The organism is Aporhodopirellula aestuarii (genome assembly GCF_023701485.1).
In the GTDB taxonomy this organism is placed as follows: Bacteria; Planctomycetota; Planctomycetia; order Pirellulales; family Pirellulaceae; genus Rhodopirellula; species Rhodopirellula aestuarii.
The window spans coordinates 33,229-56,269 of record NZ_JAMQBK010000057.1 but is presented as its reverse complement, the minus strand read 5'-3'; the positions used below and the strand labels follow the sequence as shown (position 1 = coordinate 56,269).

The following is a 23,041-nucleotide window of genomic DNA, read 5'->3' as shown; positions in this document are numbered from 1 at the left end:
GCAACGAGGGGTGGACTGGGATTTTGCAGGGCTTTGGCAGAGCTTTTTTACGGCCGGGGGCTATTCACAAAGCGAATTGCGGGGATTTATTTTGTCGCAGTATCGGTGGCTGGATACTTTACGCACCGAACGCCTGAGTGGGTAGACAAGAGCGGGTGAACTTTTTCGTCTTTCTCGCTACGTTGTCGGGCCCGACTTCGTTTTCCCGTTGCTTTCAATTTCCTTCATATTTTTTCAATTCATGGCTGTTCTGATCCAACTCCGCGACGCTCACAAACGCTTCGGTGATCAAGTCCTCCTGGATGGAGCCAACGTCAGCCTAGTCGACGATGTCAAAGTCGGCTTCGTCGGACGCAACGGCGCCGGAAAGTCCACCCTTCTGCGGATCCTGCTCGGCGAAGAAGACGTTGAAAAAGGGGAAGTGATTCACCACCCGACGTTGCGAATCGGATACCTCCGCCAACACGATCCGTTCCAAGAGGGCGAATCGGCTCTCGACTTCTTGATGCGTGACAGCGGCGCGCCCGAATGGCAATGCGGCCAAGTCGCCGGCCAATTTGAGCTCAAGGGCCAATATCTCGAAGGTCCCGTCAAAGCGCTATCAGGTGGATGGCAGACACGCGTCAAATTGGCCGCACTCCTGCTGCACGATCCCAACCTGCTGATGCTCGATGAACCGACCAACTTCCTCGACCTTCGCACCCAGATCCTGCTCGAACACTTCCTCAGAGATTTCAACAAAGCCGCCCTTATTGTCAGCCACGATCGAGCCTTCCTGCGGGCCACCTGCAGCCAGACCCTCGAACTCAGCAAGGGGCAACTGACGATGTTCCCAGGCAAGATCCACGACTTCCTCGAATTCCGCGAGGAACGCCGGGAACACGACCGACGCGTCAACGCCACCGTCATCGCCAAACAAAAACAACTCAAGCAGTTCATCGAAAAGAACCGAGCCAACGCGTCCACGGCCAGCCAAGCTCGCAGCAAAGCCAAACAACTCGAAAAACTGCAAACCGTCGAACTGCAAGTCGACGAACCCACCGTCAATATCCGCGCCCCGCGCGTCCAGCCCCGCCAGGGCACCGCCGTTCGCTGCGAACAACTCGCCATCGGATACCCCGGCAACCGTGTCGCCGAAGACATCTCACTGGAGATCGAACACGGTCAGCGAGCGGCCATCGTCGGTGACAACGGCCAAGGCAAGACGACCATGCTGCGGACCCTCGTCCACTCGCTCGAACCGCTCGACGGAACAGTCAAATGGGGCCACGGAATCGAAATCGGGACTTACGCCCAACACGTCTACAGCAGCCTTGATGAACGACAAACCATCCTCGAACATCTCGAATACGCCTCCGATCCGGAAACGACCCGGCAAGACGTGCTAGCGATGGCGGGCGCTCTCCTTTTTCGAGACGAAGCCATCCAGAAGAAAATCAAAGTGCTCAGCGGTGGCGAGCGTGCCCGCGTCTGCATGGCGAGCCTGCTGCTGGGAACGGCAAACGTGCTCGTCCTCGACGAACCCGGTAACCACCTCGATGTCGAAACCGTCGAAGCCCTCGCCGAAGCCCTGCGTCTGTATAAGGGAACAGTCATCTTCACTAGTCACGACCGGCACTTCATGGCCCGCGTCGCGACCAACGTCATCGAAGTCCGCGACGGACGCGTCCGCAATTACTTCGGCAGCTACGACACCTATTGCGAAGCGGTGGAAAAAGAAGTCTCCGAGGGGGAACGCCAACGCAACGCAGCGGCCGGCAAATCGACCTCCAACAACAGCGCGTCCAAGAACGAGCAGAAACAGCAGAAAGATCAGCGCAAGACCGGCAAAGAACTCAGAAACCTCGAACGAAAGATCGCCAAACTCGACGACGAAAAACGAGAACTCAACGAGAAACTGCTCACCGAGACCGATCCCACCGATGCCGTTCGCCTCCACGATCAGATCAAAGCGATTGAAGTCGAATTGAGCGAAGCGGAAGAAAAATGGATGGAATTGAGCGATTTCTAGGCGTATTTTCGCCGACATGGCCCCGGGAAGGGCGGAAATACAGGCACCCCTCGCGGACGGGTTTCATTTTGCTGGACGCCTCTCATGTGTCGTCTAAAATGAAACAACCGAAAGGTGAACGCCGTCACAACGCAGCGATTTGCTTGACACGGTGCCTCCGCACCCACTTGAGCTTTTCTGCACACAGGCGAACACCCGTCCTAGCCGCTGCCATCGGGTGACCAGCGGCAAAAGGACGCATCCGCGTTTGGCATGGATGACGACGAGACACTTGGGCGCGGGTAGGGTTGAGAAACAACTCCGGCCTCGCTGTTTGGATGTCTTATGCAAGCCTTCACACTCTCTCGTCTCGGCGTTCCAGCGGGTATCCGAGCCTTCGCATCGATGATGGCGATTGTAGCGATCTTGCAGGCGGGCCCGGTTCATGCGTTTGACCCCAACTACGACAGCAACCGAGACAGGTCGGCGATCCGCTTTGTTTCTGAAGATCAAAGCGTGTGTATCCGCAGCGACTTCCCCGGCGGACGAGTTAACCAGTGTGTGCAAATCGGCCCCCAAGAATTCGATCTTGTAATCCGACCGGAACAAACCCCGATCAACGATAGCGCGTGGTACGCGTTCCAAGTCCGCGCGACCCGGGCGTGCGACCTCACCATTCGACTCCGCTACGACGGCGGGTCACACCGATACTCACCCTTGATCAGCCACGATGGCGAAACTTGGTTTCCCGCCGAACGGCTCATCACCGCCGTTCATCCGTTTGGAAAGCAGGCAATCCTCAAGATCCGAGCTGACACCAAACCATTGTGGGTTTCTGCCCGCCAATTGATCACTAATACCGAAGTCGATCGGTGGATCAACGAGATTGCAAAACGCGACTACGTCCAACAGGACGTGATCGGATACTCCGTCGAGAATCGCCCGATCCGCCGACTCAAGATCAGCGAATCGTCATCCGCGGCGACAATTTTCCTGATGGCCCGCCAACACCCTACCGAGATCTCCGGCATGCTCGGCTTGATGCGGTTTGTCGAAGCGATCTCGGCAAAGACCTCTCGCGCGTCACAGTTCCGCCAAGAATTCAGCACGGTGGTGATCCCGACGGCCAACCCCGACGGCGTCGCCCGTGGTCACTGGCGGTGTAACGCGGCCGGAGTCGATCTCAACCGCGACTGGAAACATTTCACACAACCGGAAACGCGGGCGCTGCGAAATGAACTGCTCAGCTATCGCTCGACGGGACGACGGTCGCTGTATCTGTTCCTTGATTTCCACTCGACCTACGAAGACGTTTTCTACACCGCCGAAGACGTGGACCAAGCCTTCCCGCAGAACTTCACCTCGTCTTGGCTCGACGCATTGCAACAAAGGTTTTCGTGGTACAACGTCAATCACGACTTAAACCACAATGCCAACCGCTGCACATCCAAAGCGTGGGTTCGCGACACCCTCGACGTCGCCGCGGTTACTTACGAATTCGGCGACGCTACCCAACCGAGACAGATCGCGGAACTTGCCCAGGGCAGCGCCGATGAAATGATGCGACTACTCGTGCAACGACGGCAATCGCATCGACAAGAGGAACAACACCTGGTCAGCGTGAAAAGCGCCCCGGCACCCTAAAGGCGTGCCTCAATCGAGCGACAGCCGGCTCGCGATGTACCGCTTGCAAATCCGGTAGTAGGTCACCATCGATTCGATATCAATCCATTCATCGATCGAATGCAAATTCCCGACGAACGGCCGCGACAAATTTACGGGAATGTTGTGCGCACGAAAAAAGCGGCCATCACTCCCGCCGGAAGCACGCACCATCGCAACCGGTTGACCGGTGACCTCTTCGGTCGCACGACGGAACAATGGATCGGGAGCTAAATGAGTCGGCTCGGCGGTCATCAGCGGTTCGACCGTACACCCTGGCCCGAGCACGTCGGTGACTTCCGCCATCATCGACGCAACATCATGCGGCGGCGGAAAACGAATATCGACGACCGCGGACGCCCTCGAGGGAATGCGGTTCACTGTCGTATTTTCAGTCTCACAGATCGTGATGCTGCACGTCGGAAACCAATGGTTGACCTGCTCTTCGATCGGCTCGGAAGGCCAATACGTGGCGAAATGGTTTCCCAATCGAGAGAGCCTTATCAACAACCGCTCGATCGCATTTTCACCGAGCCAAGGACGTGCACCGTGTCCCTCACGCCCCGTCTGCGTGATTCTCGCGTGAATCACGCCTTTCTCTTCGACGGTGATATCACACAGCGAACCGCCGTCGGGGATGATTGCCACGCCACATCGCAACCCAACGTCCTCGATCAAAAACCGCACACCGTCGGCACCGCCACGCTCTTCATCCGACGTAATCGCAAGCCCCACACTGGCGCCGGGATGACGGCGGTGCAGCGACTTCATCAACTCCACCATGATCGCGATTTGCCCCTTCATGTCCCCACTTCCGGGACCATAAATCCGCCCGTTCTCGACATGGGAATGGTAACCATCACGCTCGGAATGTTCGATCACGTCGAGATGCCCGCACAGCAGGACCTCAGGCGATTCACAATCAACCGGGCGGACGACTAAGGATTGATGTCCGTTCCGCTCATATCGATCGAGCCGCAAACCTTCGCTCGCATCGAGATGGTGGCGTAGAAACTCGAAACATCGCGTCCGTTCATCGGGACGGCTTTCCGTACTCGGGATCAAAATCATATCACGAGTCAGAGATGTTAAACGCGACTTCAGGCTTTCATGATCGTTGGTGGCTGACAAAGGTGTACCGTCGTTCGAAGAATTAAGGATGCTAACGTTGCCGGGGACAGACCGTCCCGGCTAATCGCGGTCGGCAATCCAACCGCCCGGCAAGTCCGCTTCGGCTTGACTTAGGAAGCGGTGACACTCCTGCGAATCCGCTCCGATGCAAATAAACTGTCCTTTGTGAACGAGACCATCACGACCGAAGTTAAAATTCAGAGGCAGCACACCGGCGCGACCTTTCAAATGAAACAGGTGTCCCCGTTCTTCCAATGTCCGCAACAAAACCGCAGAGGTGACCGGTTGAGCCAAACGTAGGTTCCGCAGCAACCACGCACCTGACGGACGGAAATACTTAGCCAACAAAGACGGATACGTCGCGCCGGTTACTCGCGCGTTAATCTCGCAAACGTACACATCGGGTTCGGACTTGCCTTCACGCTCAACGACCAACCAATCGATGCTAGCCGTTCCCCGGTACCCGGTCTCATGGAGCCATCGCCCGACCACCTTGGCCTGCCGAATGGTTTCATCACGCAAGTTGGGAAGACGATCAAGGTACGGAGGCGGTGACTCATTTCCTTCGTGGATATTGTGCTCACTCAGGATTTGCTCTGTCATGTCGAAGGCATAGACGTGATCTTCATCTAAAAACAATTGCGTGCTCGGGCTGAGAATATTGGTGATCCCCATCATTCCCGGTGACAACCAACCTTGTACCAAACAGGGGCCTTCGTGAAAGAAATAGGCGGGCACCGCGGGCAGCGAATCGAGAGCCCCCAGATCCGCCAATTTCATCATCCCGACACCGGACGCACCGATTTGTGATCGCACGACGGCACTGGCAAACCCTTGATCGCGCAACCGCTCGGCGCAAGCGCGAACGTCATCAGGCCCGTCGGCGAACTCCGTCGCAACCGTAGGCAAACCCTGGCTGACGAGAAACCGGTGCAACAATCCTTTGTTGTTGCCGTCTTGACTGGCGCGCGTCGAAGAAATCGTACGACACCCCAACCGACCAGCGATCTGCGGCAAGACCGCGTCAGTAACATACCCATCCGCCCACGTCTCGGTCGCGTCCACCTCGATTGACGCCAAAGGATGGTCCGCGTCCAACAAGTCGCTTAGTGGCGATTCAGGACTCTCCGCGAGCAACCGCCCCAAGCGAACGTATTCCTCATGCAACAACACGCAAATCCGCGGCAACGAAAGCCTCAAATCGTTGGACAAGTAATCACACAACGCCTGATCCGGTTGACGTTCGACGACCAACACGTTGTCGGGGCCTTCAAACAGCAAATCTAAGATCGGAATCAAACGGGCGCTATAGGAATCGAGTTCCCCGACCTCCTTGCTGAGCTCGCGCGTCTGCGCCTCGTTACCAAAAAACAGCCCCAGAAGATTCGCAAAGAAGATGGCTCGACGTGGCCACATCGGCGGCATCTGTCCGTGAGTATCTACGAAGTGCGGGCTATCGACGGGAGTCGAGGGATTCATCGTAGAACGAACCTTGCCGGGGAAACACGATCACGTTGCGGGACACTGTCAAACACGTCGATGCTACCACAATCAACGAGGTCCTGTTCGTATCCAGCGGCGACCATGTTCCGCCCACCGTCTGTCATTGCCAGACGACGGGCCAACGAATCGGAATCCACTACCTTGTCATGCGTGATGCAGTGTTGCCACGCAGCCAACGCGATCGCACCGGAATCATTGACGAGATCAATCGGCCCCTCATAGAACCGAGCCGTATCGCTGAGTTTTCGATGGCAGACCGCGATCAATGCTCCCGCCAACAAAACGTCTTCTCCCGTCACAGCGCCGTCCGTGCCGGCACAGACGATCCGCAACCGACCTGAGGTCTGGACCGGTTCGCTGCCGGCCATCTGCTCGGTCGGGCCTGCTTGCTCGGTCGCGTCAGACTGCCGGTTTGGCGCAGCACTCGATTCCGAACCGACCGACATTTCACTGATGATCGCATCGGCCACCGCGCTGAGGTTTGCGAAGCATGCCAACATCATCACGTCGCAGTCCGACGCCGCCTCAATCGCCCGCGTGCCGTTGGTCGTCGTCATCACAAGCTCACGACCACTCACTCCCGCCGGTGAATACTCACTCGGCGAGTTCCCGTAGTCGAATCCTTCGATCGGTCGACAGGCGCGTTCACCACACAACAACGGCGAGTTGTCCGGATCCGCGTTTCGTTTGATCTCCCATGCCTGCTCGATGTCCAAACAGGTCGTCACGGATCGAGCTCCCGCCGCAATCGCGGTGGTGATCACCGTCGTCGCCCGTAGTACATCGATCACAACACAGACGCGAGCCCGGGATCGCTCATGATCAGCGACCGCAGAGGGACACAACCAAGTTTCAATTTGCATCAGATCAAAAACGGTCCTGTTCGGGTTCGGCACGCACATCGACATGATCGTCATCGACGTGCACATGGATCACGCTCGGACTGCAGCACACCGGACAGTCTTCGACGTAGGTTTGATCCTGCCCACCAGCCAGGTCCACCGGAATCACGATTTCCTCGCCGCAATTGTCGCAGATGTAAGTGGCATCCTCGTCAACATGCGCGAGATTTGCGTCGTCGTCGAACGCCCCGCTCGACAAACTCGTTTCGTTTGACTCGTCATCGAAGTTGATATCGTCTTCACTCATCGTATCGGTATCCTGTTATGCGCACCGTTAGAGCCGACCGTGAATCAGCCGATCCGTTACCGTGAGTCTACCGGTTGAACATTCTCGAGGCGAGACGTTGCGGTGACGTTCGCGACGGTTAACCGCGATCGATTTCTTCCCATTTCCCGTGACGCATTCGCTGCTGAGGCAGAAATCGAGCCTTGTAGTTCAAGTGCGGGTTGCTGCTCACGTACAAACCCAAGTACGCCCAGCGACGGTTGTGCTGCGATGCCCACTGAATTTGCTTCAACACGGCCAGTGTCCCGGGGCTGTATCGTGAGGCATCGGGATCGAAATGCGTGTACACCGCGCTGATGCTGTTGTCGCCGACGTCCATGATCGACACTCCGATCAATCGATCGCCCTTGCGGATCTCCAATTCGAGTGTCGGCCAACACGAATCGGTCAAGAACGACTGATACTCGGACACGCCGATCGCGGGACTGGTACCGAGGCCCCGTTCCGCCCGATGTTTGTTGTAAAGTGCCACCCGCTGCTCATCGACGGCAGGCAATTGCCAGGTCATCGTGAGTTCATTCTCAGCCCGGCGGAGCACACGCTTAAATGAACCGCTGAGATGGAACCTGGACACTTCGATCCGAGTCGGCTCGCACGCGTGACAGGGAGCACACCGCGTGTAATACAACAGCGTGCCGCTGCGACGAAAACCTCCGTCGAGCAACATATCGACGTCCGCGCCGCTGAGCCCTCTGATCGGGTAGTGCAGAGGCATTCGCGCGACCGTTGCATCGATGTACGGGCAATCCGACAACGAATCCTGCACCTGCACCAACCGGCCGCGGACCGGCAAAGACTGCACTGGGAATCCATCGGAAGTAGACGACGACACGAAACCGAGCACCCGAGCGAGAACCGAAACACGACCAATCCGCGTCTCATTCTACCAAACTCGCAAGTCTACAAACCCACCAGCACGGTTCGTATGAGAAATCGCAGACCCCGCCGCAACGTCCAGGCTCACCGAAACCACTGAGCAAGCGCCGCGGCGTGAATCATGTCAAACGCTGAGGCGGTCGGAGACTCGTCCACGTCCGGACGTAAATACTCGGTAATCATGTAGTCCGTCCGATCCGAATCGTTTTCAATGCGATGCATCCACAACGATTTCAACGCCCCCACGCTGTCGAACATGTCCGGACGTAAGATCAACAGCGCGCTGTCGGCGACGTCCCGGTTAGCCTGCGGCAACGAAGCATTCTTGGCCACCTTTTGCCGAATCGCGTCGGTCATCGACGCCCGGGTCAACCACGTGATCGTTTCTCGCGTCGGCGCAGACGCCATCAATTCGACATCCTTGGCGTACGAAGCCGTGCGTTCAACGTCAATTCCGTAACGCACCAACGCCGAGTCATATCCGGCGAGCTGTCCGATCAGAACATCAATCCATCGCTCGATCATGCAACGCAGCCGGTTCAGGCGAACGGCATCGCTGACCGTGCACCCACGCCGATCCAAGATCGCCGCCTGCACCCGATTGCGAGCCTCCAAGTGCGAAAGGTAAATCGCCTGCGCGATGGGGGAAAACTCGTCGCGTCCCCCAGCCCGATCGCTGCCTTCGGCGATCGCGGCGACGACTCGAGTCAACAGCTCGCTGGCAAGAATCTCCTCGAGCACTCCAGTGTGGTCCTGCCACCAACAACGCATCCGGTAGTGGTTGCCGCTGTTTTTCGCACGATTGAATCGGGCGAGCGTTTGATGCCAGAGCTCCAATCGAACACGGGACGCCTTCCAATAACTGTTGATGGCTTCGGGAGGAATAGAGGAGTGCCGATACAGCAGCGCAGGCCCATGATGGGCAATCACGGCGGCAAGTTCGGCGAGTTGAACAACGTGCATAGGGAGCGTGGAGGGCACAGTGGAATCGAACGGATTGCGATGCAAACAGCGACTGCGTCTGCACCGCCCCCAATGCATCATCCCCCCGGATACGAACCCGACTGCATATGCACACCCTGTACCCACGTCCGGCAACGCCCCATCCAAACCGAAAAGAACCAACGCAAACCTATGCACAAAAAGGACTTGCAGCGATCGGCTACGGAGCCGAAGAAGATCGGACCGTGTTGCATTTTGACGACACGTGTTGCGTTTTTCAAAAATCCGAGGCGTTCTCGCGCAACAAGACGCGCCACTCGGGCACCAGTGAGTAGTCCCCCGATAACGCCTCCGTCACCGCATTCAGACACCCTTCGCCACTGGAATGATCATGCCCGACACCACTTTTCCAACCGAAGCCGCCACCACACGCAAACTGCCGCTGGTTTTGAAACTGGCGTTCACCGCCTTCATGGCCGTGCTGGTTCCGTATTACTGGATCGAATATGGGCCGACCAATTTCGTCTACTTTTGCGACATCGCGTTGTTCCTGACCCTAGCCGCCGTTTGGACCGAGAAACCGATCCTCGCGTCGATGGCCGCGGTCGGAATCACCCTCCCACAACTCCTCTGGCAAGTCGACTTTCTCGGCAACCTGATGAACTTGCCCGTGACCGGCATGACGGGCTACATGTTCAATTCAGAAATATCGATGTTCGCCCGAGGCCTCTCGTTTTTTCACTTTTGGCTGCCGATCTTGCTGATCGGTCTGGTAATGAAACTGGGCTACGACCGCCGAGCATTCTGGGCCTGGACGATCGTCGCCTGGGCCGCGATGCTGGTCAGCTACCACTTCTTGCCGGTACCAGGAGATGCACTGGAGTTCGCAAACCAGCCGCGCAACGTCAATTATGTGTACGGGATGAGCAGTGATGCTCCGCAAGGCCACATGCCTTCATGGGCGTGGCTGAGCATGATGCTGATCGGACTACCGATCGCCATCTATCTGCCGACCCATGCGACGCTGCTTCGCATCGCGTCCGGACGCAAACCCGTCGTCAAAGGCGTCTCAGAAACAGCTTGAGCCAACGCTATGCGGCGCGTTCCTTCACGTCTGGCTGATCTCGCCCCGACTCAATGGAAACGACACGCCTGTCGTCTGACTTCTCATCACTCGGCTTTTCACCTGCGGTCAACGCAATCCGCTCGCTTTCAGCGACCACCGGAGCGACCGCCGGCTCGCTTCTTCTCCGACGGCGAGGCTCGGGAGCCATTCGATCAAAGAGCGTTCCCATCAGTTTCGGGTGATAACAAACAAACGCCCACAGCAACCCGATCGCGACTCCGCCGCAAGCGTCACTTAGGAAATGGCTACCGGTGCTAAGCCGCTGCAACAGCACCCCAGCCCAAATCGTTGCAAAAAGCACGCGACCACGCGGCAACAAAATCCACAACCCGATCGTCAGCGCGGTGGCGGTGACGACATTGCCGCTGGGGAACGCACGCGAACTGGCTTCAAAGGCAGCGATCTCGCTAAGGTTCCAATCAATCGCCCACAACCATGCCGATTCGCTGCCCACGTATTCCAAATTCAAGCTGCTCGGCCGCGGCCGCAGCACGAACATTTTGGTAATCGTAGCCAGCGCACCACCTCCCAATGCGAGTGTTGCCAGACGGGGGATTTGCCAGCGAAGTCTCGGAGCGAGCAGCATGATGCTCAGCAGCACGAGGAACACTCCCGTCCCGTGCGAAAACACCAGCGATAATTCGAGCGCCGAAACCAATTCGTTGGACAGTGGTGATTTTTCAAAATACCTCGCCACACTCGTGTCGACCAACGTCAACACGGGCACCATCAACAACATGATCGCTGCCATGTAGACAAGCGTCACCGGACGATAAATCGTCGCGGCCTCGTTCGCGGTGGTCGCTGCCGCGGCCCGGTGCGATTTCGCACGTGGCGCGGACGAGTCGGTGGACGGAGGATTCAAGCGTGGACTCGCAGGAATACGGTTTTCAGGCCGGGAGGACTCGGAGGTGGGGCGATCCAAGGGAGTTTCCTTCTGATCGAGCTTTTGTGGCATTCACGACGCGATACGTCGACTCGATGGGTACCGAATTCCCCTGTCACGATGAAAGGTCAGTTGCGTCACCTCAGGCCTTGTGGCCGGGCAAACTGCCTCAATCTCAGTCCTGCCAAACGTCCCCGCACGTTGTTCCAGCCCGACGCCTGCCAATCTGGTGAAGCGGCCCCAACCCGCATCCGCGAGAATCACGCTAACTCCTTTATCAAGAAACACTTACGGCCGTAAAACAGCTCGTGGCACGCCGATTGCTCATTAGCGGCGATCAAACGATGGTCGCTGCCACAATGACCTAGATGGGTGTTCGCGCCGAAGAAACAGCCGGCGACGAAGTGCCAAATTGCAGCAATCATACCCTGATCAGGTCGATCGCCCTTCGGGTCGCTCGTTCCTTTGTAACTCACACATCTCCCCAATCTGCCCCCTTACTGAAAGGTCTCACGGATATGGCAACTGCCACGAAGAAGGCTTCGAAAATTCGTTTGCAACCCCTTGGCGAACGTATCGTCGTTCAACGTGAAGAGCGCGAAAGCACCACCGCTGGCGGAATCGTGCTGCCGGACTCCGCTCAGGAAAAGCCCGCTCGCGGCACCGTGGTTGCGATCGGCACCGGTAAACAACTCGATGACGGCACCCGTGCCCCGAGTCAATTGACCGCCGGTGACCGCGTCCTGTTCAGCAGCTATGCCGGCGAAACCGTCGAAATCGACGACGTCGAATATTTGCTCATGCGTGAAGACGATGTGCTCGCCGTCATCGGCTAGACCCACTCACGCCCCATCCTTACCAAAACCCCAACCTTTCCACACTTTTAGTTCACCATGCCTAAAATCATTGCATTCGATCAAGAAGCCCGCGAAGCGATCCGCCGCGGTGTTGGCAAACTCGCTCGTGCCGTCAAAGTCACGCTCGGCCCCAAGGGTCGTAACGTCATTCTGCAAAAGAGCTTCGGCAGCCCAACGGTCACCAAAGACGGCGTGACCGTCGCCAAGGAAATCGACCTCGAAGACCCATACGAAAACATGGGCGCTCGCATGGTCCGCGAAGTCGCTTCGAAAACCAGCGACGTTGCTGGTGACGGAACGACCACCGCAACCGTGATGGCCGAAGCGATCTTCAACGAAGGCCTCAAAGCCGTTGTCGCCGGTGTCAACCCGATCCAAATGAAGAGCGGTATCGAAACGGCAGTTGCCGACATCACCGCCCACCTTCACACGATGGCCGTCAAGGTCAAAGACAAAGAAGCGATGGCCAACGTCGCAACGATCGCCAGCAACAACGATCGCGAAATCGGTGACCTGCTCGCCGACGCGATGAGCAAAGTCGGCAAGGACGGCGTGATCACCGTCGACGAAGGCAAGAGCCTTCAAACCGAACAAGAATGGGTCGAAGGGATGCAGTTCGATCGCGGCTACCTGTCGCCTTACTTCGTCACCGACCCGACCAGCATGGAAGTCGTCCTCGAAGACGCTTACGTGCTCGTCTACGAAAAGAAGATCAGCAACATCAAAGACATGGTGCCGATGCTCGAGAAAGTCGTGCAACAAGGCAAGCCACTGCTGATCATCGCTGAAGACGTCGACGGCGAAGCACTCGCGACCCTCGTCATCAACCGCCTCCGCGGCACGTTCACCGTCGCCGCCGTGAAGGCCCCTGGCTACGGCGATCGCCGTAAAGCCATGATGGAAGACATCGCGATTCTCACCGGTGGCCATGCCATCTTCGAAGCACTCGGTGTCAAGCTCGACAGCGTCGACCTGCCACAACTCGGTCGTGCCAAGAAGGTCATCATCGACAAGGACAACACCACGATCATCGAAGGTGCCGGCAAGACCGCCGACATCCAAGCTCGGATCGCTCAAATCCGCCGCGAAATCGAGAACTGCACCAGCGATTACGACCGCGAAAAACTCGAAGAGCGTCTGGCGAAACTCGCCGGTGGTGTTGCCAAGGTGAACGTCGGTGCGGCAACCGAAAGCGAAATGAAAGAGAAGAAGGCTCGTGTCGAAGACGCACTGCACGCAACCCGCGCTGCCGTCGAAGAAGGCATCCTTCCTGGTGGTGGCGTCGCCCTGTTGCGTGCCTCGGGCAAGGTGAAACCTGCCGACACGCTGACCCACGATCAACTGATTGGTTACAACATCGTCCTGCGTTCATGCCGTGCACCGTTGCACATGATCAGCGAAAATGCTGGCCAAGACGGTGGCATCGTGTGTGAAAAAGTCCTCGCCATGAAGGGCAACGAAGGCTACAACGCCCTCACCGACGTCTACGAAGACCTCGTCAAGGCTGGCGTCATCGACCCGACCAAGGTGACCCGCACCGCACTCGGAAACGCAGCCAGCGTCGCAACCCTGTTGCTGACCAGTGACGCGTTGATCGCCGAGAAGCCAAAGCCAGCCGGTAAGGGTGGCCACGGTGGCGATCACGACATGTATTGAGCAAAACGCCACATACACCGAGCCAAAAGTTAACGGCTGAGTTTTAGCCGTGACGTTTGCTCCGCATGCTTACAATCGAAAAACCCTCTCGTCTACGCGAGAGGGTTTTTTGTTGCTTTTCGATGAACCTCGATACCGAACCACTCGTCGCAGCCCACCGGATTAACCCTTTCCAATTCACGGCTCAACGTTTTCAATAGGCGGTTGATCTCAGTGGTGACGTGTCCCCCAAAACGATCCCTACCAAGCCCAACATGAACGAACTGCCCTTATCGTCCCGCATGAACGCCGCCTGGATGCTGGCTCGACGTGAGTGGACGCGTTTTTTTCGCCAGCGGAATCGCGTCACCGCGGCAGTTCTCCAGCCGCTGCTCTTTTGGATGCTTTTTGGAACCGGCCTGAGCGGGTCGTTTGCCTCCGCCGGTGGCGAGAACTTCATGCAGTTCTTCCTGCCCGGCACCGTCGCCCTGATCGTCCTGTTCACCGCGATCTTTGCGACCATATCCGTCATCGAAGACCGGCGAGAAGGATTCATGCAGTCCGTCCTGGTGTCACCCGCCGGACGATTCCCCGTACTGCTCGGCAAAGTCCTCGGTGGCGGTGCAATCGCGTGGGTGCAGGCACTCATGTTTCTAGGCCTCGTCTACCTCGTCGGCGCGGTCACGCAATCATCGACGCTGCCGACGATCTCAGCGTCGTTCCCGATGCTGATGCTGCTACTGGCGCTGATCGCAATCGCCATGTGTGCGCTCGGGATGATCGTGGCATGGCCGATGGAGAGCACCCAAGGATTTCATGCGATCATGATGCTCGGGCTAATGCCGATGTGGTTGCTCGCAGGCACATTTTTCCCGATCCCTGCCTGGAGCCCGAGCGGTCCGGCGACGGACGGAAGCTGGGGCAGCTGGGCGTTGGCGGGTGTAATGCAAGCCAATCCACTGAGCTACTCGATGGTCGAGCTCAGGCGGTTGATTAACCCAAACCTTGATCTATCCTCAGCAGGCTTCGCACCGAGCTCGAGCCTGTGCTGGTCCGTGACCCTCGCCGCGACCGGACTGACTGTCGCACTCGCGTGGTATTTGATGCGAGGCAGTCGCCGCGCCGATACCATGGTGTAGTGAGTTGCCTTCCCACACGGGCGAACCATCCTGTGCAACCAAAACGAAAAACACAATGAAAACCGCTCTCAACGTTATCCTGATCCTGGCCGCCGGCGTCTTCGCGGGCCTCGTCATTCGCCAAATGCAATCCGCACCGGGACCTGCAACAGGCCCTGGGCCCGGCGATATCGTCTACGGAAACGAAAACGCAATCGCCGACAATGCATCGCTGAAACCCGAAGACATTGAAAACGGCACCCCGACCAAACCACCCGAAGACGAAGAATGGCTCAGCCGGTTCGAATTGATCGAACGCAGCGGTGAAAAGCTCAGCAGCGAAGACCTCAAGGGTGCCCCCTATGTCGTCAGCTTCTTCTTTTCCACCTGCCCGAGCATTTGCGTTCAACAAAACCAAAAGATTCAGGAACTCCAAGACAAGTTCAAAGACCAAGGCGTGAAGTTTGTCGCGATCTCGGTAGACCCCGAAACCGACACCCCCGAAGTCCTCCAGGAGTACTCGGCTCGCTTCGGTGCTGACAAGGACCAATGGCTGTTCTTAACCGGCGACCTGAACTACATCCGACGCATCGGTGCGGAGATCTTTCGCCAACCGGTCAGCAAACAGTTCCATACCGAACGTTTTGTACTGGTTGATCCCGACGGGAAAGTGGAAGGCTTCTACAACTGGCCCGAAAAGAAACAGTTCGCGGCACTTCAAGAACGCATTGCTGAAATGCTCGCGGGCTAACCTGCGACCAACGCAACGGCTTTCAACCCGCCGCTTTCCGATACCAAACTCCAGCCCGGATCGAAAGCACAGCCCCGTTCCGCTACGATTGGCGTTTTCTTTCCAACCCCAGCGGAAACAGCTATGTGGGACACGCTCGCCAATAACCTGCCACACCTCAACGCGGCCCTCAACATCCTCGCCACCGTGTTGCTAGCCATGGGGCTGTGGAACATTAAGAATGGGCGAGCCAAAAAGCACAAGAAACTCATGGTCAATGCGTTTCTCGTCAGCGTCGCGTTCCTGGCCTGCTACCTGTTCCACAAACTGGCGTTGTTCCAATCGACAGGCCAGTGGAATCGGCCTTTTCCAACCGATGCGCCACAGGCAGCCCGGATCACTTACTTCTCGATCCTCATCCCCCACATCCTGCTGGCGATCGCGGTTCCCGTTCTTGCGATGCGGGCAATCTACCTAGCCAAGAACGGCCGGATCGTCGCCCACAAAAAATGGGTTCGATTCGCCTTCCCGATTTGGATGTACGTTTCGGTAACAGGCGTACTCGTCTACCTAATGCTGTACCAACTCTACGCGTAGGACTCCTGGCCGCTGGCAAAGTATTGCGAAACGCCCAACAGCGCATTTTCTGGCGAGAATCCAGAAATGAGGGCGTGACTCTCGACAACTTGGTGCCATCTACTCTTGATAAAAGTCCACTCGCCTCACCCTCCGAAAAGGTGATCGCACGTGAGTCACCGGGCCATACACTGTCCCCTCTCAACGACTTCGAAGATTCGCACGCACATTTGCTTTGCGTCAGCTGGCCATTACACTGACCTGCGACTCTTCGACTTCCCTCCCCACCTCCCACCTCATGAGAACCTGCCATGCGTTGCACGCCACGCCTTCATGCTTTGCTGCCCTTGTTGATCGCCGCCCTGCTTGGGTCGACACAACTCTGCTCCACTTCCGTCGCTGAACAAACGACAACGGAACCCTCACCCTGGATCACGCTGTTTGATGGTAATTCCCCCGACGCGGCGTCACTGTCTGCGTGGCGTGAATACAACCACGATTCGGTGACCACTGGTTGGCGAGTTGCCGACGGAGCCCTCACTTGCATTTCAGCGAAAGAGCAGGGCAAAGGCGCCCGCAACGAAAATCTGATCACTCGCGAAAAATTCGCCGCCTTCGAACTCGAACTCGACTTCAAAGTCACCCCCGCGGCGAACAGCGGCGTGATGTTCCATGTTGTTGAAACCGACAAACCACCGTATTACACCGGCCCTGAGATCCAGATCCAAGATCACGTTGGCGGCCACGACGCGCAAAAAAGCGGTTGGCTCTACCAGCTCTACCCATGCGAAACCGATGCAGCCAAACCAGCCGGAGAGTGGAACCATCTTCGCGTGATCATCACTCCCGAAAAATGCCAGATCGAATTGAACGGCGTGCTCTACAGCGAGTTCGTCAAGGGCAGCGACGACTGGAACGCGCGTGTCGCAAAGAGCAAATTCGGTAAGTGGAAAGGCTTCGGCGAAGCGACCACGGGCCATATCTGCTTGCAAGACCACAACGACGAAGTCTCGTATCGCAATATCCGGGTGCGACCTCTGTAAGCCTCGCTAACATCCACATCGCTTCGATGCGAATCCCTGCGGCATTGCAGGGATTCGCATTTTTTTTGCTCAAGCGATTCTCCTACAGGCTTCCCTGACGGAACAGAACCGTCACCCCTCCAAATCGTCGATCCGCAACCCCGGTGGGCAGGGCCTGCAACAACGGCGATCGCTGCCGCGTCAGCAGGGCAACCGCTGGGGCAACGCTCCCAGATGCATCATTCGGCAGGGCCGTCAAAGCGTGAAGCTTCAACCACGCCTCCACCGCATGATCGCCTACACCGACCGGCTCCACCTCGTTGCCGATTTCATAGGGGCCACCGACCACATATCGGAAATACTCTTCCAATTTCGGATCGGTGATGATCGTGGGCTGTCCCTTTTGTTCGATCAGCCCAGCGTCCACCCAGACCACGTCACCGGGCTGCGCAACCTCTCGCACCAATGCCACCGCCGACCTCCAATCTTCGCCCCGTCGCGCGAAACGAAAATCACCGCGACCCAACTTGCGAAGCGTTCCCTGCTGGAAAATCATTACCAGCAAACAAGCAGCCGCGACAACCACAGCCAATAACGCGCCACCCCGACCACCCTCTGACTCCACACCACGCCGGCGTGAGAGGAGCCCGATCGTGATTCCAAGCGCCGCACACAACAGAGGCAGCGATGCGATCAGATAACGACGATGCCACAACGCGACTCCACCAACGGACGATAAAAGGAAACACGCGAACGTCGCACCGACCACCACCGATATAAGCACGGCAAGCGTAAGGGCTGCCGGATCGCGATTCACCGCTTCGACCGACGAATGGTTCCGAACGCATTGGATGAAGCACACAACGAGGGGCATGATCAGCAGCGACATCCACGGCCACAACGTCCAAACATCACGCCATGATTTCACCATCGCGAATGACGTCCACGCACTTCGCGATTGCCACAACGATTCGTGCTCGGTAAACCACCACACCGCCACAACCAACCAAAGCAGTCCAGCGCATCCGTGGATCAGCATCGAGGCCTTCCTTGCCGTCACATCTTCTCGCCGCATCCACCAATCACAAACAGCGAACATCAGCAATAACGGCGCAAGTACGGTGAGTGACGTGACATGCAACGCGGCGGCGAACATCACCAAACCGTGCAGCAAACCGCGACCAATCAAACTCGAACGCAAACTCCGCAGATCATTCCTGGCCCCGTGCTCGCGTACCATCACAGCGTTCTGTTCGATCATTCTCGCGATTAAGCTCAACATCGCTGTCGCCAAAAACAACACCGCCGCATAGGGACGCAGTTCGGTACCAAAGAACACCGCGTTGCTCTCAAAACACATTGCCAGACCTGCGGTCACGCCACCGATCAAGCTACCGCTCACGCGAGCGATCATCGACACCAACCACGCCGCCGAAATCGACGTGAATAAAACGCTGGTCAGTCGCAACATGGCTTCCACGCCATAAAACGACTCCATCGCCGCCGGCACGCCCCGATACCAAGCATTCAGGGCATAAAAATATCCGTTCTGTTGGTTGCCGCTCTCCGCACGCCATCCGACGTCGCTCAAATCCGCGAAAACGCACCATGCCGTATGCAGTTCGTCCACCCAAAAACTTTCACCGCAAGACGGCCATCTCAACAAAAACGCCACCACAAACACGCCCATCGCCGCCATCCGCCGATAGCGAATCGTGCGGGCAGCGTCGGTATCCATCGAGCGTTCCATATTCTGCAAAAGTGGCCTGAATGGGGCATCAGTGTTTCATCAGTAAACGCCGACGCGGTCAGAGCGGCGGGCGCGGCAGTATCTTACCAACAACTCGCTCGGTGTCTTCGCTACAACCCTCATCATCCATCATCAATTCCCCTCTTCGATTGGGGGAGGAGCGAGTTCGGTTCGCCCCGCATGACAGCGTGACCAACGCTTTCCGCAGAAACCCTGCCATCCCATTACCGCGTGCACGATCATCGGCATGCCCGCGTTTTCATGTTGGATACCGAAGTCATGACCCCGAGCCTCCCCAGCAATTTTACTTCCGCACCAACGCCCCTCTCCCCAATCGATGAGTCGTGCCCCGCGACCGTCCGGATGCTCGTTCGACCACCGGTCAAGGACAGCGACCAAGCACAGTCGACCGACGCAGCGATGCGTCAAGGCAGCGAACCCACCGGCAATCAGCCTCTCCCTCCGCAGACCGTACGCGTTTTGCACGTCGTCAATGGTGAACACTTCTCGGGTGCCGAACGCGTCCAATCGCATCTCGGTCGTTGCTTGCCAGCGGAAGGCGTGGCAGCAGATTTCGCGTGCGTCAAACCTGGACGCTTTGCAGACATGCTCGACGAACGGAGCGACCTTCCCCCAGGAGAAAAGTGGGGGCACGGATATCGCATCACCATGCGAGGCAAGTGGGATGTGTTCCAGGCCAAACGACTCGCCGAGATCGTTCAAAACGAAAACTACCAATTGTTGCATGCCCACACACCACGCACCGCCATGCTCGCGTCGGCCGCAGCAAGGTTATCCGGGGTGCCTTGGGTCTATCACGTGCACAGCCCGGCGTCGCGGGATTGCGAACGCATGATCAGCAACCGGGTCAACGCCTGGATCGAAAAACGCTCACTCGCCAATTGCGCCCACGTCGTGTGCGTTTCCAACAGCCTCCGCGAGGAACTCATCCGCACCGGACACTCGCCCGATCGCGTCACCGTGGTTCACAACGGCGTGCCCGCGATTCGACCTGATCGAACACGACATCCCATCATTGGCGGAACATGGACCATCGGCATGATCGCGTTGATGCGTAATCGCAAAGGGCTCGAAGTCGTTCTCGACGCACTCTCGCGGGTCATCCACCGCGGCCATGACGTCAAGCTCCGCTGCATCGGTCCCTTCGAGACCGACGCGTACCGCAACAAAATCGATCGACAAATCAGCGAATTGCAGCTCGGGCCCCACGTCGAATGGGTCGGTTTTACCAACAACGTCCCCCAAGAACTGTCCCGCCTCGACGCGATGGTCCTGCCGAGCCTATTTGGCGAAGGCCTCCCGATGGTGGTTCTCGAAGCAATGGCCGCCGCACTTCCGGTCATCGCGACCAGGGTGGAGGGAACCCCGGAAGCCATCCGGCATGGAATCGAAGGCCTGCTCGCCGAACCACGCGACCCCGACTCACTCGCCGACCAAATCGAAGCGTTCGTCACAGGCAAGCACGATTGGGACACGATGGCCGAAGCCGCAGCCGCCCGGCATGCCGAATTCTTCAGCGATGTCGCCATGGCCCGCGCCACCGCGGAACTCTATCGCAAATTGCTCGTCTAGCATCGCACGCGACCCCGCGTGGTAGAATCCTGCACCTATCGGTACGATTGGTCGCTATGACACTCCACGAAAATCGCACCGGCACCGCGACCACGCCAGACCAAACAAACGACCCAACCCAACCATTCCAACCCGAGGTCATCTTCCTGGGAACGGGGACGAGTGTCGGCGTCCCGTCTTTGGGATGCCACTGCGACGTCTGCACGAGCGACGATCCCCGCAACAACCGCACCCGATGTGCGATCGTCGTCCGCTTGCCCGCAGGCAATTTGTTGATCGACACACCGCCGGACCTACGGTCGCAACTACTGCGAGAAAAGATCTCACTCGTTCACGCGGTATTGTTCACCCACGAACACGTCGATCACCTCTACGGCCTGGACGACCTGCGTCTGTTTCCCTTTCAGCTCGGCCACGCCATCCCGCTGTACTGTGAACCGGACGTCGAGGATCGCATCCGCCGCGTTTACGATTACGCATTCACCAATCGCACCCAGACACACCCCGGCTCGAGGCCTCAATTGTGCTTCGAACGAATCACACATGATCCGTTCGAGGTGCTCGGCGTCGAAGCGACCCCCATTCCGATGCGTCATGGACCGCACTTTGATGTACTCGGTTTCCGGATCGGCAACTTCGCCTATTGCACCGACACGAACTACATCCCGCCTGATTCGATCGAGCGGCTACGAGGCGTTGATACATTGGTGATCGACGCCTTACGATACAAATCGCACCCGACCCATTTCAGCGTCGATGAAGCACTGGAGGTGATCCGCGAAGTGAAACCGCGATCGGCCTTCCTGACTCACATTTGCCACGATCTGGATCACGGCGTCGTCGAGCAACAACTTCCCGATGGAGTTCATCTGGCCTACGACGGTTTGCGTTTACCACTATCGCAATAAAGGCTGACGACTCGGTACCGCAGCGGATCTAAAACTGACGAGGCGACTCGTACACGCTGAACTCCGCCCACACGGGTAAGTGGTCGCTCAGTTTCAACGCTTCGGATTGATCAATCCCAAAGAAACTCTCGAGATCAAAAACACCAGACCGTCTGACGTATTCGGTGGTCACTCGCGAATCGATTAAGATGTGATCGTAAGTTTTCGTTTTGAGCGTGTTAGTAGGAACGTCACCAACAAGCGAAACGACCCCGGGAATCTGACCGAGTTCGGCGAGTTTCCCGACATCGACATTCAGATCACCGACCAAGAGAAAGTCTTCTTCGCCCGTGGTTTCATATTCAAAGTTACGCACGCTCTGGAAGACATCATCGAGTACGTTCAATTCGTTCGAGCCGTCATCCCCACGAACCAAATCGGGATCCGTGTGGACATTGATCATGGTAAATCGAAACGGTAATCGCGAATCGATCGGTGCGACACGACTCTGAAAACTAGCAACCATCGGTTCACGATGCATCCGATCGGCACGATCGTCGATCATGTAATCGGATTGCGGCACGAGATCGATACGGTCTTGGTCCCACACGAATCCGTAACATTCGGTTTGCGAAGTGCGCCCAATCGGCGGGCCATGGACGGCACGATAACGCCCACCTTGGCGTGCAATCTCTGTCAGCAGTCGGTTGATCGGAAGGTCCGGATCGCCTCGAATTTCTTGGACCGCCACGATATCAAATTGCATGAACACCGCCGCGAGTCGCTGCATCACCGCTGCGTCGCTCGATTTTTTATCACCAAAGACTTTGATGTTAAAAGTCGCCACGCGGATCGCCGTCAACGACTTCCGTCCGTTGTCCATCTGCGTCGTCGGACTCAAACCGACGGGCGAAATTTTCCGCGACGCAACACTCTCCGCTGTCGCCCGTGGTTGTGCATAACCGGTTGGCTGCAGCGGTGAGGGTGTCGACGCAACCGCGGACGTGACCGGGTCTTCGTAGACGGGAGGTTCCGTACCGCGCAGCGAATCGAGTGACGGCAGATTCACTTGCCCGGTAATCGCCGCAACGATTGCCGCGAGTACCCCGGTGATTGTCAGACCGGGTGTGAACCAGCGAAAAACCGACCACGCAGCACCATTCTTACTACGCCGTCGCGAGCTTTTCTTTCCCCAAATGATGGACCATAACCACTTAACCACGTCGGCTTCCTTGCCTCAGTCTGGTCGCTGATGCTCATCATCCGGTGATGAAGCAGTTGACGAAACCGATCGATCCATCCTGGACCTTCATCGATTTCGGCACGTTCCCCAATAAATCAGCTGACCACGCGTGACACTCGACTAGCCAATCCGGCGAACGCCTCGCAAGGTCAGTTTTGACGTGACACAACAAACAACGCCGCTGAGGTGTGTTTCACGACCGGAGACGCGGTGCTCACGTTGGCCTGGGGCGGCGACAGCGTCCCCGAGGGGTTAAGCAGGTCTGCAGGAATCATCTGGCGAAACTGCCGCGAACTGTAGGCCGGACCGAGGCTTTGCGAGTTCCG

General features: G+C 57.4%; 20 protein-coding genes. 11 read left to right on the top strand and 9 right to left on the bottom strand.

Features of this window, described 5'->3' with window-relative positions; genetic code table 11:
- Positions 1 to 241 precede the first annotated feature (241 nt).
- Positions 242 to 2,011 carry an ABC-F family ATP-binding cassette domain-containing protein gene (locus NB063_RS19960; protein ID WP_250930529.1) on the top strand — a complete coding sequence of 590 codons (1,770 nt, stop codon included), beginning with the start codon at positions 242 to 244 and terminating at the stop codon, positions 2,009 to 2,011.
- A gap of 324 nt (positions 2,012 to 2,335) precedes the next feature.
- Entirely contained in the window at positions 2,336 to 3,634 is a 1,299-nt protein-coding gene (locus NB063_RS19955) for a M14 family metallopeptidase (protein WP_250930528.1), read from the top strand.
- Between the two features lie 9 nt (positions 3,635 to 3,643).
- On the opposite strand, the gene NB063_RS19950 is transcribed toward NB063_RS19955, so the two are convergent.
- From NB063_RS19950 to NB063_RS19925, 6 genes are all read right to left on the bottom strand, one after another.
- Entirely contained in the window at positions 3,644 to 4,783 is a 1,140-nt protein-coding gene (locus NB063_RS19950; protein ID WP_250930527.1) for a M20 family metallopeptidase, read from the bottom strand.
- 60 nt (positions 4,784 to 4,843) lie between these two features.
- A complete protein-coding gene (locus NB063_RS19945; RefSeq protein ID WP_250930526.1) occupies positions 4,844 to 6,262 on the bottom strand; it encodes an ATP-grasp domain-containing protein in 1,419 nt (472 codons plus the stop codon).
- Entirely contained in the window at positions 6,259 to 7,149 is an 891-nt protein-coding gene (locus tag NB063_RS19940; protein WP_250930525.1) for a 2-phosphosulfolactate phosphatase, read from the bottom strand. The genes NB063_RS19945 and NB063_RS19940 overlap by 4 nt, the downstream gene beginning before the upstream one ends.
- A gap of 4 nt (positions 7,150 to 7,153) precedes the next feature.
- Entirely contained in the window at positions 7,154 to 7,435 is a 282-nt protein-coding gene (locus NB063_RS19935) for a CPXCG motif-containing cysteine-rich protein (RefSeq protein WP_250930524.1), read from the bottom strand.
- A gap of 118 nt (positions 7,436 to 7,553) precedes the next feature.
- A complete protein-coding gene (locus NB063_RS19930; protein WP_250930523.1) occupies positions 7,554 to 8,276 on the bottom strand; it encodes an arginyltransferase in 723 nt (240 codons plus the stop codon).
- A 158-nt stretch (positions 8,277 to 8,434) separates the two neighbouring features.
- The gene (locus NB063_RS19925) at positions 8,435 to 9,313 is read right to left on the bottom strand and encodes a hypothetical protein (RefSeq protein ID WP_250930522.1); all 879 of its coding nucleotides are present in this window, start codon (positions 9,311 to 9,313) and stop codon (positions 8,435 to 8,437) included.
- Positions 9,314 to 9,683: 370 nt separating this feature from the next.
- Between NB063_RS19925 and NB063_RS19920 the strand changes: the two genes are divergently transcribed.
- Positions 9,684 to 10,376 (top strand): hypothetical protein, encoded by a 693-nt coding sequence (locus NB063_RS19920; RefSeq protein WP_250930521.1) that lies wholly within the window; start codon positions 9,684 to 9,686, stop codon positions 10,374 to 10,376.
- Positions 10,377 to 10,383: 7 nt separating this feature from the next.
- Here the strand turns inward: NB063_RS19920 and NB063_RS19915 are convergent, their stop codons facing one another.
- On the bottom strand, positions 10,384 to 11,343 hold the full coding sequence (locus NB063_RS19915) for a phosphatase PAP2 family protein (protein ID WP_250930520.1): 960 nt from the start codon (positions 11,341 to 11,343) through the stop codon (positions 10,384 to 10,386).
- Positions 11,344 to 11,822: 479 nt separating this feature from the next.
- Here NB063_RS19915 and NB063_RS19910 point away from each other — a divergent pair, with 479 nt between their 5' ends.
- The 6 genes from NB063_RS19910 to NB063_RS19885 all read left to right on the top strand — a co-directional run bounded on the left by NB063_RS19910 (position 11,823) and on the right by NB063_RS19885 (position 17,263).
- Positions 11,823 to 12,140 carry a co-chaperone GroES gene (locus tag NB063_RS19910; protein WP_250930519.1) on the top strand — a complete coding sequence of 106 codons (318 nt, stop codon included), beginning with the start codon at positions 11,823 to 11,825 and terminating at the stop codon, positions 12,138 to 12,140.
- A gap of 57 nt (positions 12,141 to 12,197) precedes the next feature.
- Positions 12,198 to 13,817, top strand: a complete 1,620-nt coding sequence (gene groL, locus NB063_RS19905; protein ID WP_250930518.1) for a chaperonin GroEL — start codon at positions 12,198 to 12,200, stop codon at positions 13,815 to 13,817.
- A gap of 254 nt (positions 13,818 to 14,071) precedes the next feature.
- Entirely contained in the window at positions 14,072 to 14,935 is an 864-nt protein-coding gene (locus tag NB063_RS19900) for an ABC transporter permease (RefSeq protein WP_250930517.1), read from the top strand.
- A 55-nt stretch (positions 14,936 to 14,990) separates the two neighbouring features.
- Positions 14,991 to 15,665, top strand: a complete 675-nt coding sequence (locus NB063_RS19895; RefSeq protein WP_250930516.1) for an SCO family protein — start codon at positions 14,991 to 14,993, stop codon at positions 15,663 to 15,665.
- A 123-nt stretch (positions 15,666 to 15,788) separates the two neighbouring features.
- Positions 15,789 to 16,241, top strand: a complete 453-nt coding sequence (locus NB063_RS19890; protein WP_250930515.1) for a DUF420 domain-containing protein — start codon at positions 15,789 to 15,791, stop codon at positions 16,239 to 16,241.
- Positions 16,242 to 16,531: 290 nt separating this feature from the next.
- Positions 16,532 to 17,263, top strand: a complete 732-nt coding sequence (locus tag NB063_RS19885; protein WP_250930514.1) for a 3-keto-disaccharide hydrolase — start codon at positions 16,532 to 16,534, stop codon at positions 17,261 to 17,263.
- 82 nt (positions 17,264 to 17,345) lie between these two features.
- On the opposite strand, the gene NB063_RS19880 is transcribed toward NB063_RS19885, so the two are convergent.
- Positions 17,346 to 18,980 (bottom strand): hypothetical protein, encoded by a 1,635-nt coding sequence (locus tag NB063_RS19880; RefSeq protein ID WP_250930513.1) that lies wholly within the window; start codon positions 18,978 to 18,980, stop codon positions 17,346 to 17,348.
- A gap of 291 nt (positions 18,981 to 19,271) precedes the next feature.
- On the opposite strand from NB063_RS19880, the gene NB063_RS19875 reads away from it, so the two are divergent.
- A complete protein-coding gene (locus NB063_RS19875; protein WP_250930512.1) occupies positions 19,272 to 20,585 on the top strand; it encodes a glycosyltransferase family 4 protein in 1,314 nt (437 codons plus the stop codon).
- A gap of 56 nt (positions 20,586 to 20,641) precedes the next feature.
- On the top strand, positions 20,642 to 21,493 hold the full coding sequence (locus tag NB063_RS19870; RefSeq protein WP_250930511.1) for an MBL fold metallo-hydrolase: 852 nt from the start codon (positions 20,642 to 20,644) through the stop codon (positions 21,491 to 21,493).
- Between the two features lie 28 nt (positions 21,494 to 21,521).
- Here NB063_RS19870 and NB063_RS19865 read toward each other — a convergent pair whose 3' ends face one another.
- Positions 21,522 to 22,694 carry an endonuclease/exonuclease/phosphatase family protein gene (locus tag NB063_RS19865; protein WP_250930510.1) on the bottom strand — a complete coding sequence of 391 codons (1,173 nt, stop codon included), beginning with the start codon at positions 22,692 to 22,694 and terminating at the stop codon, positions 21,522 to 21,524.
- Between the last annotated feature and the right edge of the window lie 347 nt (positions 22,695 to 23,041).

Excerpts from the sequence above, each read along its gene's own strand:
- NB063_RS19960 (WP_250930529.1), top strand. The coding sequence starts at position 242 with ATGGCTGTTCTGATCCAACTCCGCGACGCTCACAAACGCTTCGGTGAT.
- NB063_RS19955 (WP_250930528.1), top strand. The coding sequence starts at position 2,336 with ATGCAAGCCTTCACACTCTCTCGTCTCGGCGTTCCAGCGGGTATCCGA.
- NB063_RS19945 (WP_250930526.1), bottom strand. The coding sequence starts at position 6,262 with ATGAATCCCTCGACTCCCGTCGATAGCCCGCACTTCGTAGATACTCAC.
- NB063_RS19940 (WP_250930525.1), bottom strand. The coding sequence starts at position 7,149 with ATGCAAATTGAAACTTGGTTGTGTCCCTCTGCGGTCGCTGATCATGAG.
- NB063_RS19935 (WP_250930524.1), bottom strand. The coding sequence starts at position 7,435 with ATGAGTGAAGACGATATCAACTTCGATGACGAGTCAAACGAAACGAGT.
- NB063_RS19925 (WP_250930522.1), bottom strand. The coding sequence starts at position 9,313 with ATGCACGTTGTTCAACTCGCCGAACTTGCCGCCGTGATTGCCCATCAT.
- NB063_RS19920 (WP_250930521.1), top strand. The coding sequence starts at position 9,684 with ATGCCCGACACCACTTTTCCAACCGAAGCCGCCACCACACGCAAACTG.
- NB063_RS19910 (WP_250930519.1), top strand. The coding sequence starts at position 11,823 with ATGGCAACTGCCACGAAGAAGGCTTCGAAAATTCGTTTGCAACCCCTT.
- groL (WP_250930518.1), top strand. The coding sequence starts at position 12,198 with ATGCCTAAAATCATTGCATTCGATCAAGAAGCCCGCGAAGCGATCCGC.
- NB063_RS19900 (WP_250930517.1), top strand. The coding sequence starts at position 14,072 with ATGAACGAACTGCCCTTATCGTCCCGCATGAACGCCGCCTGGATGCTG.
- NB063_RS19895 (WP_250930516.1), top strand. The coding sequence starts at position 14,991 with ATGAAAACCGCTCTCAACGTTATCCTGATCCTGGCCGCCGGCGTCTTC.
- NB063_RS19890 (WP_250930515.1), top strand. The coding sequence starts at position 15,789 with ATGTGGGACACGCTCGCCAATAACCTGCCACACCTCAACGCGGCCCTC.
- NB063_RS19885 (WP_250930514.1), top strand. The coding sequence starts at position 16,532 with ATGCGTTGCACGCCACGCCTTCATGCTTTGCTGCCCTTGTTGATCGCC.
- NB063_RS19880 (WP_250930513.1), bottom strand. The coding sequence starts at position 18,980 with ATGGATACCGACGCTGCCCGCACGATTCGCTATCGGCGGATGGCGGCG.
- NB063_RS19875 (WP_250930512.1), top strand. The coding sequence starts at position 19,272 with ATGACCCCGAGCCTCCCCAGCAATTTTACTTCCGCACCAACGCCCCTC.
- NB063_RS19870 (WP_250930511.1), top strand. The coding sequence starts at position 20,642 with ATGACACTCCACGAAAATCGCACCGGCACCGCGACCACGCCAGACCAA.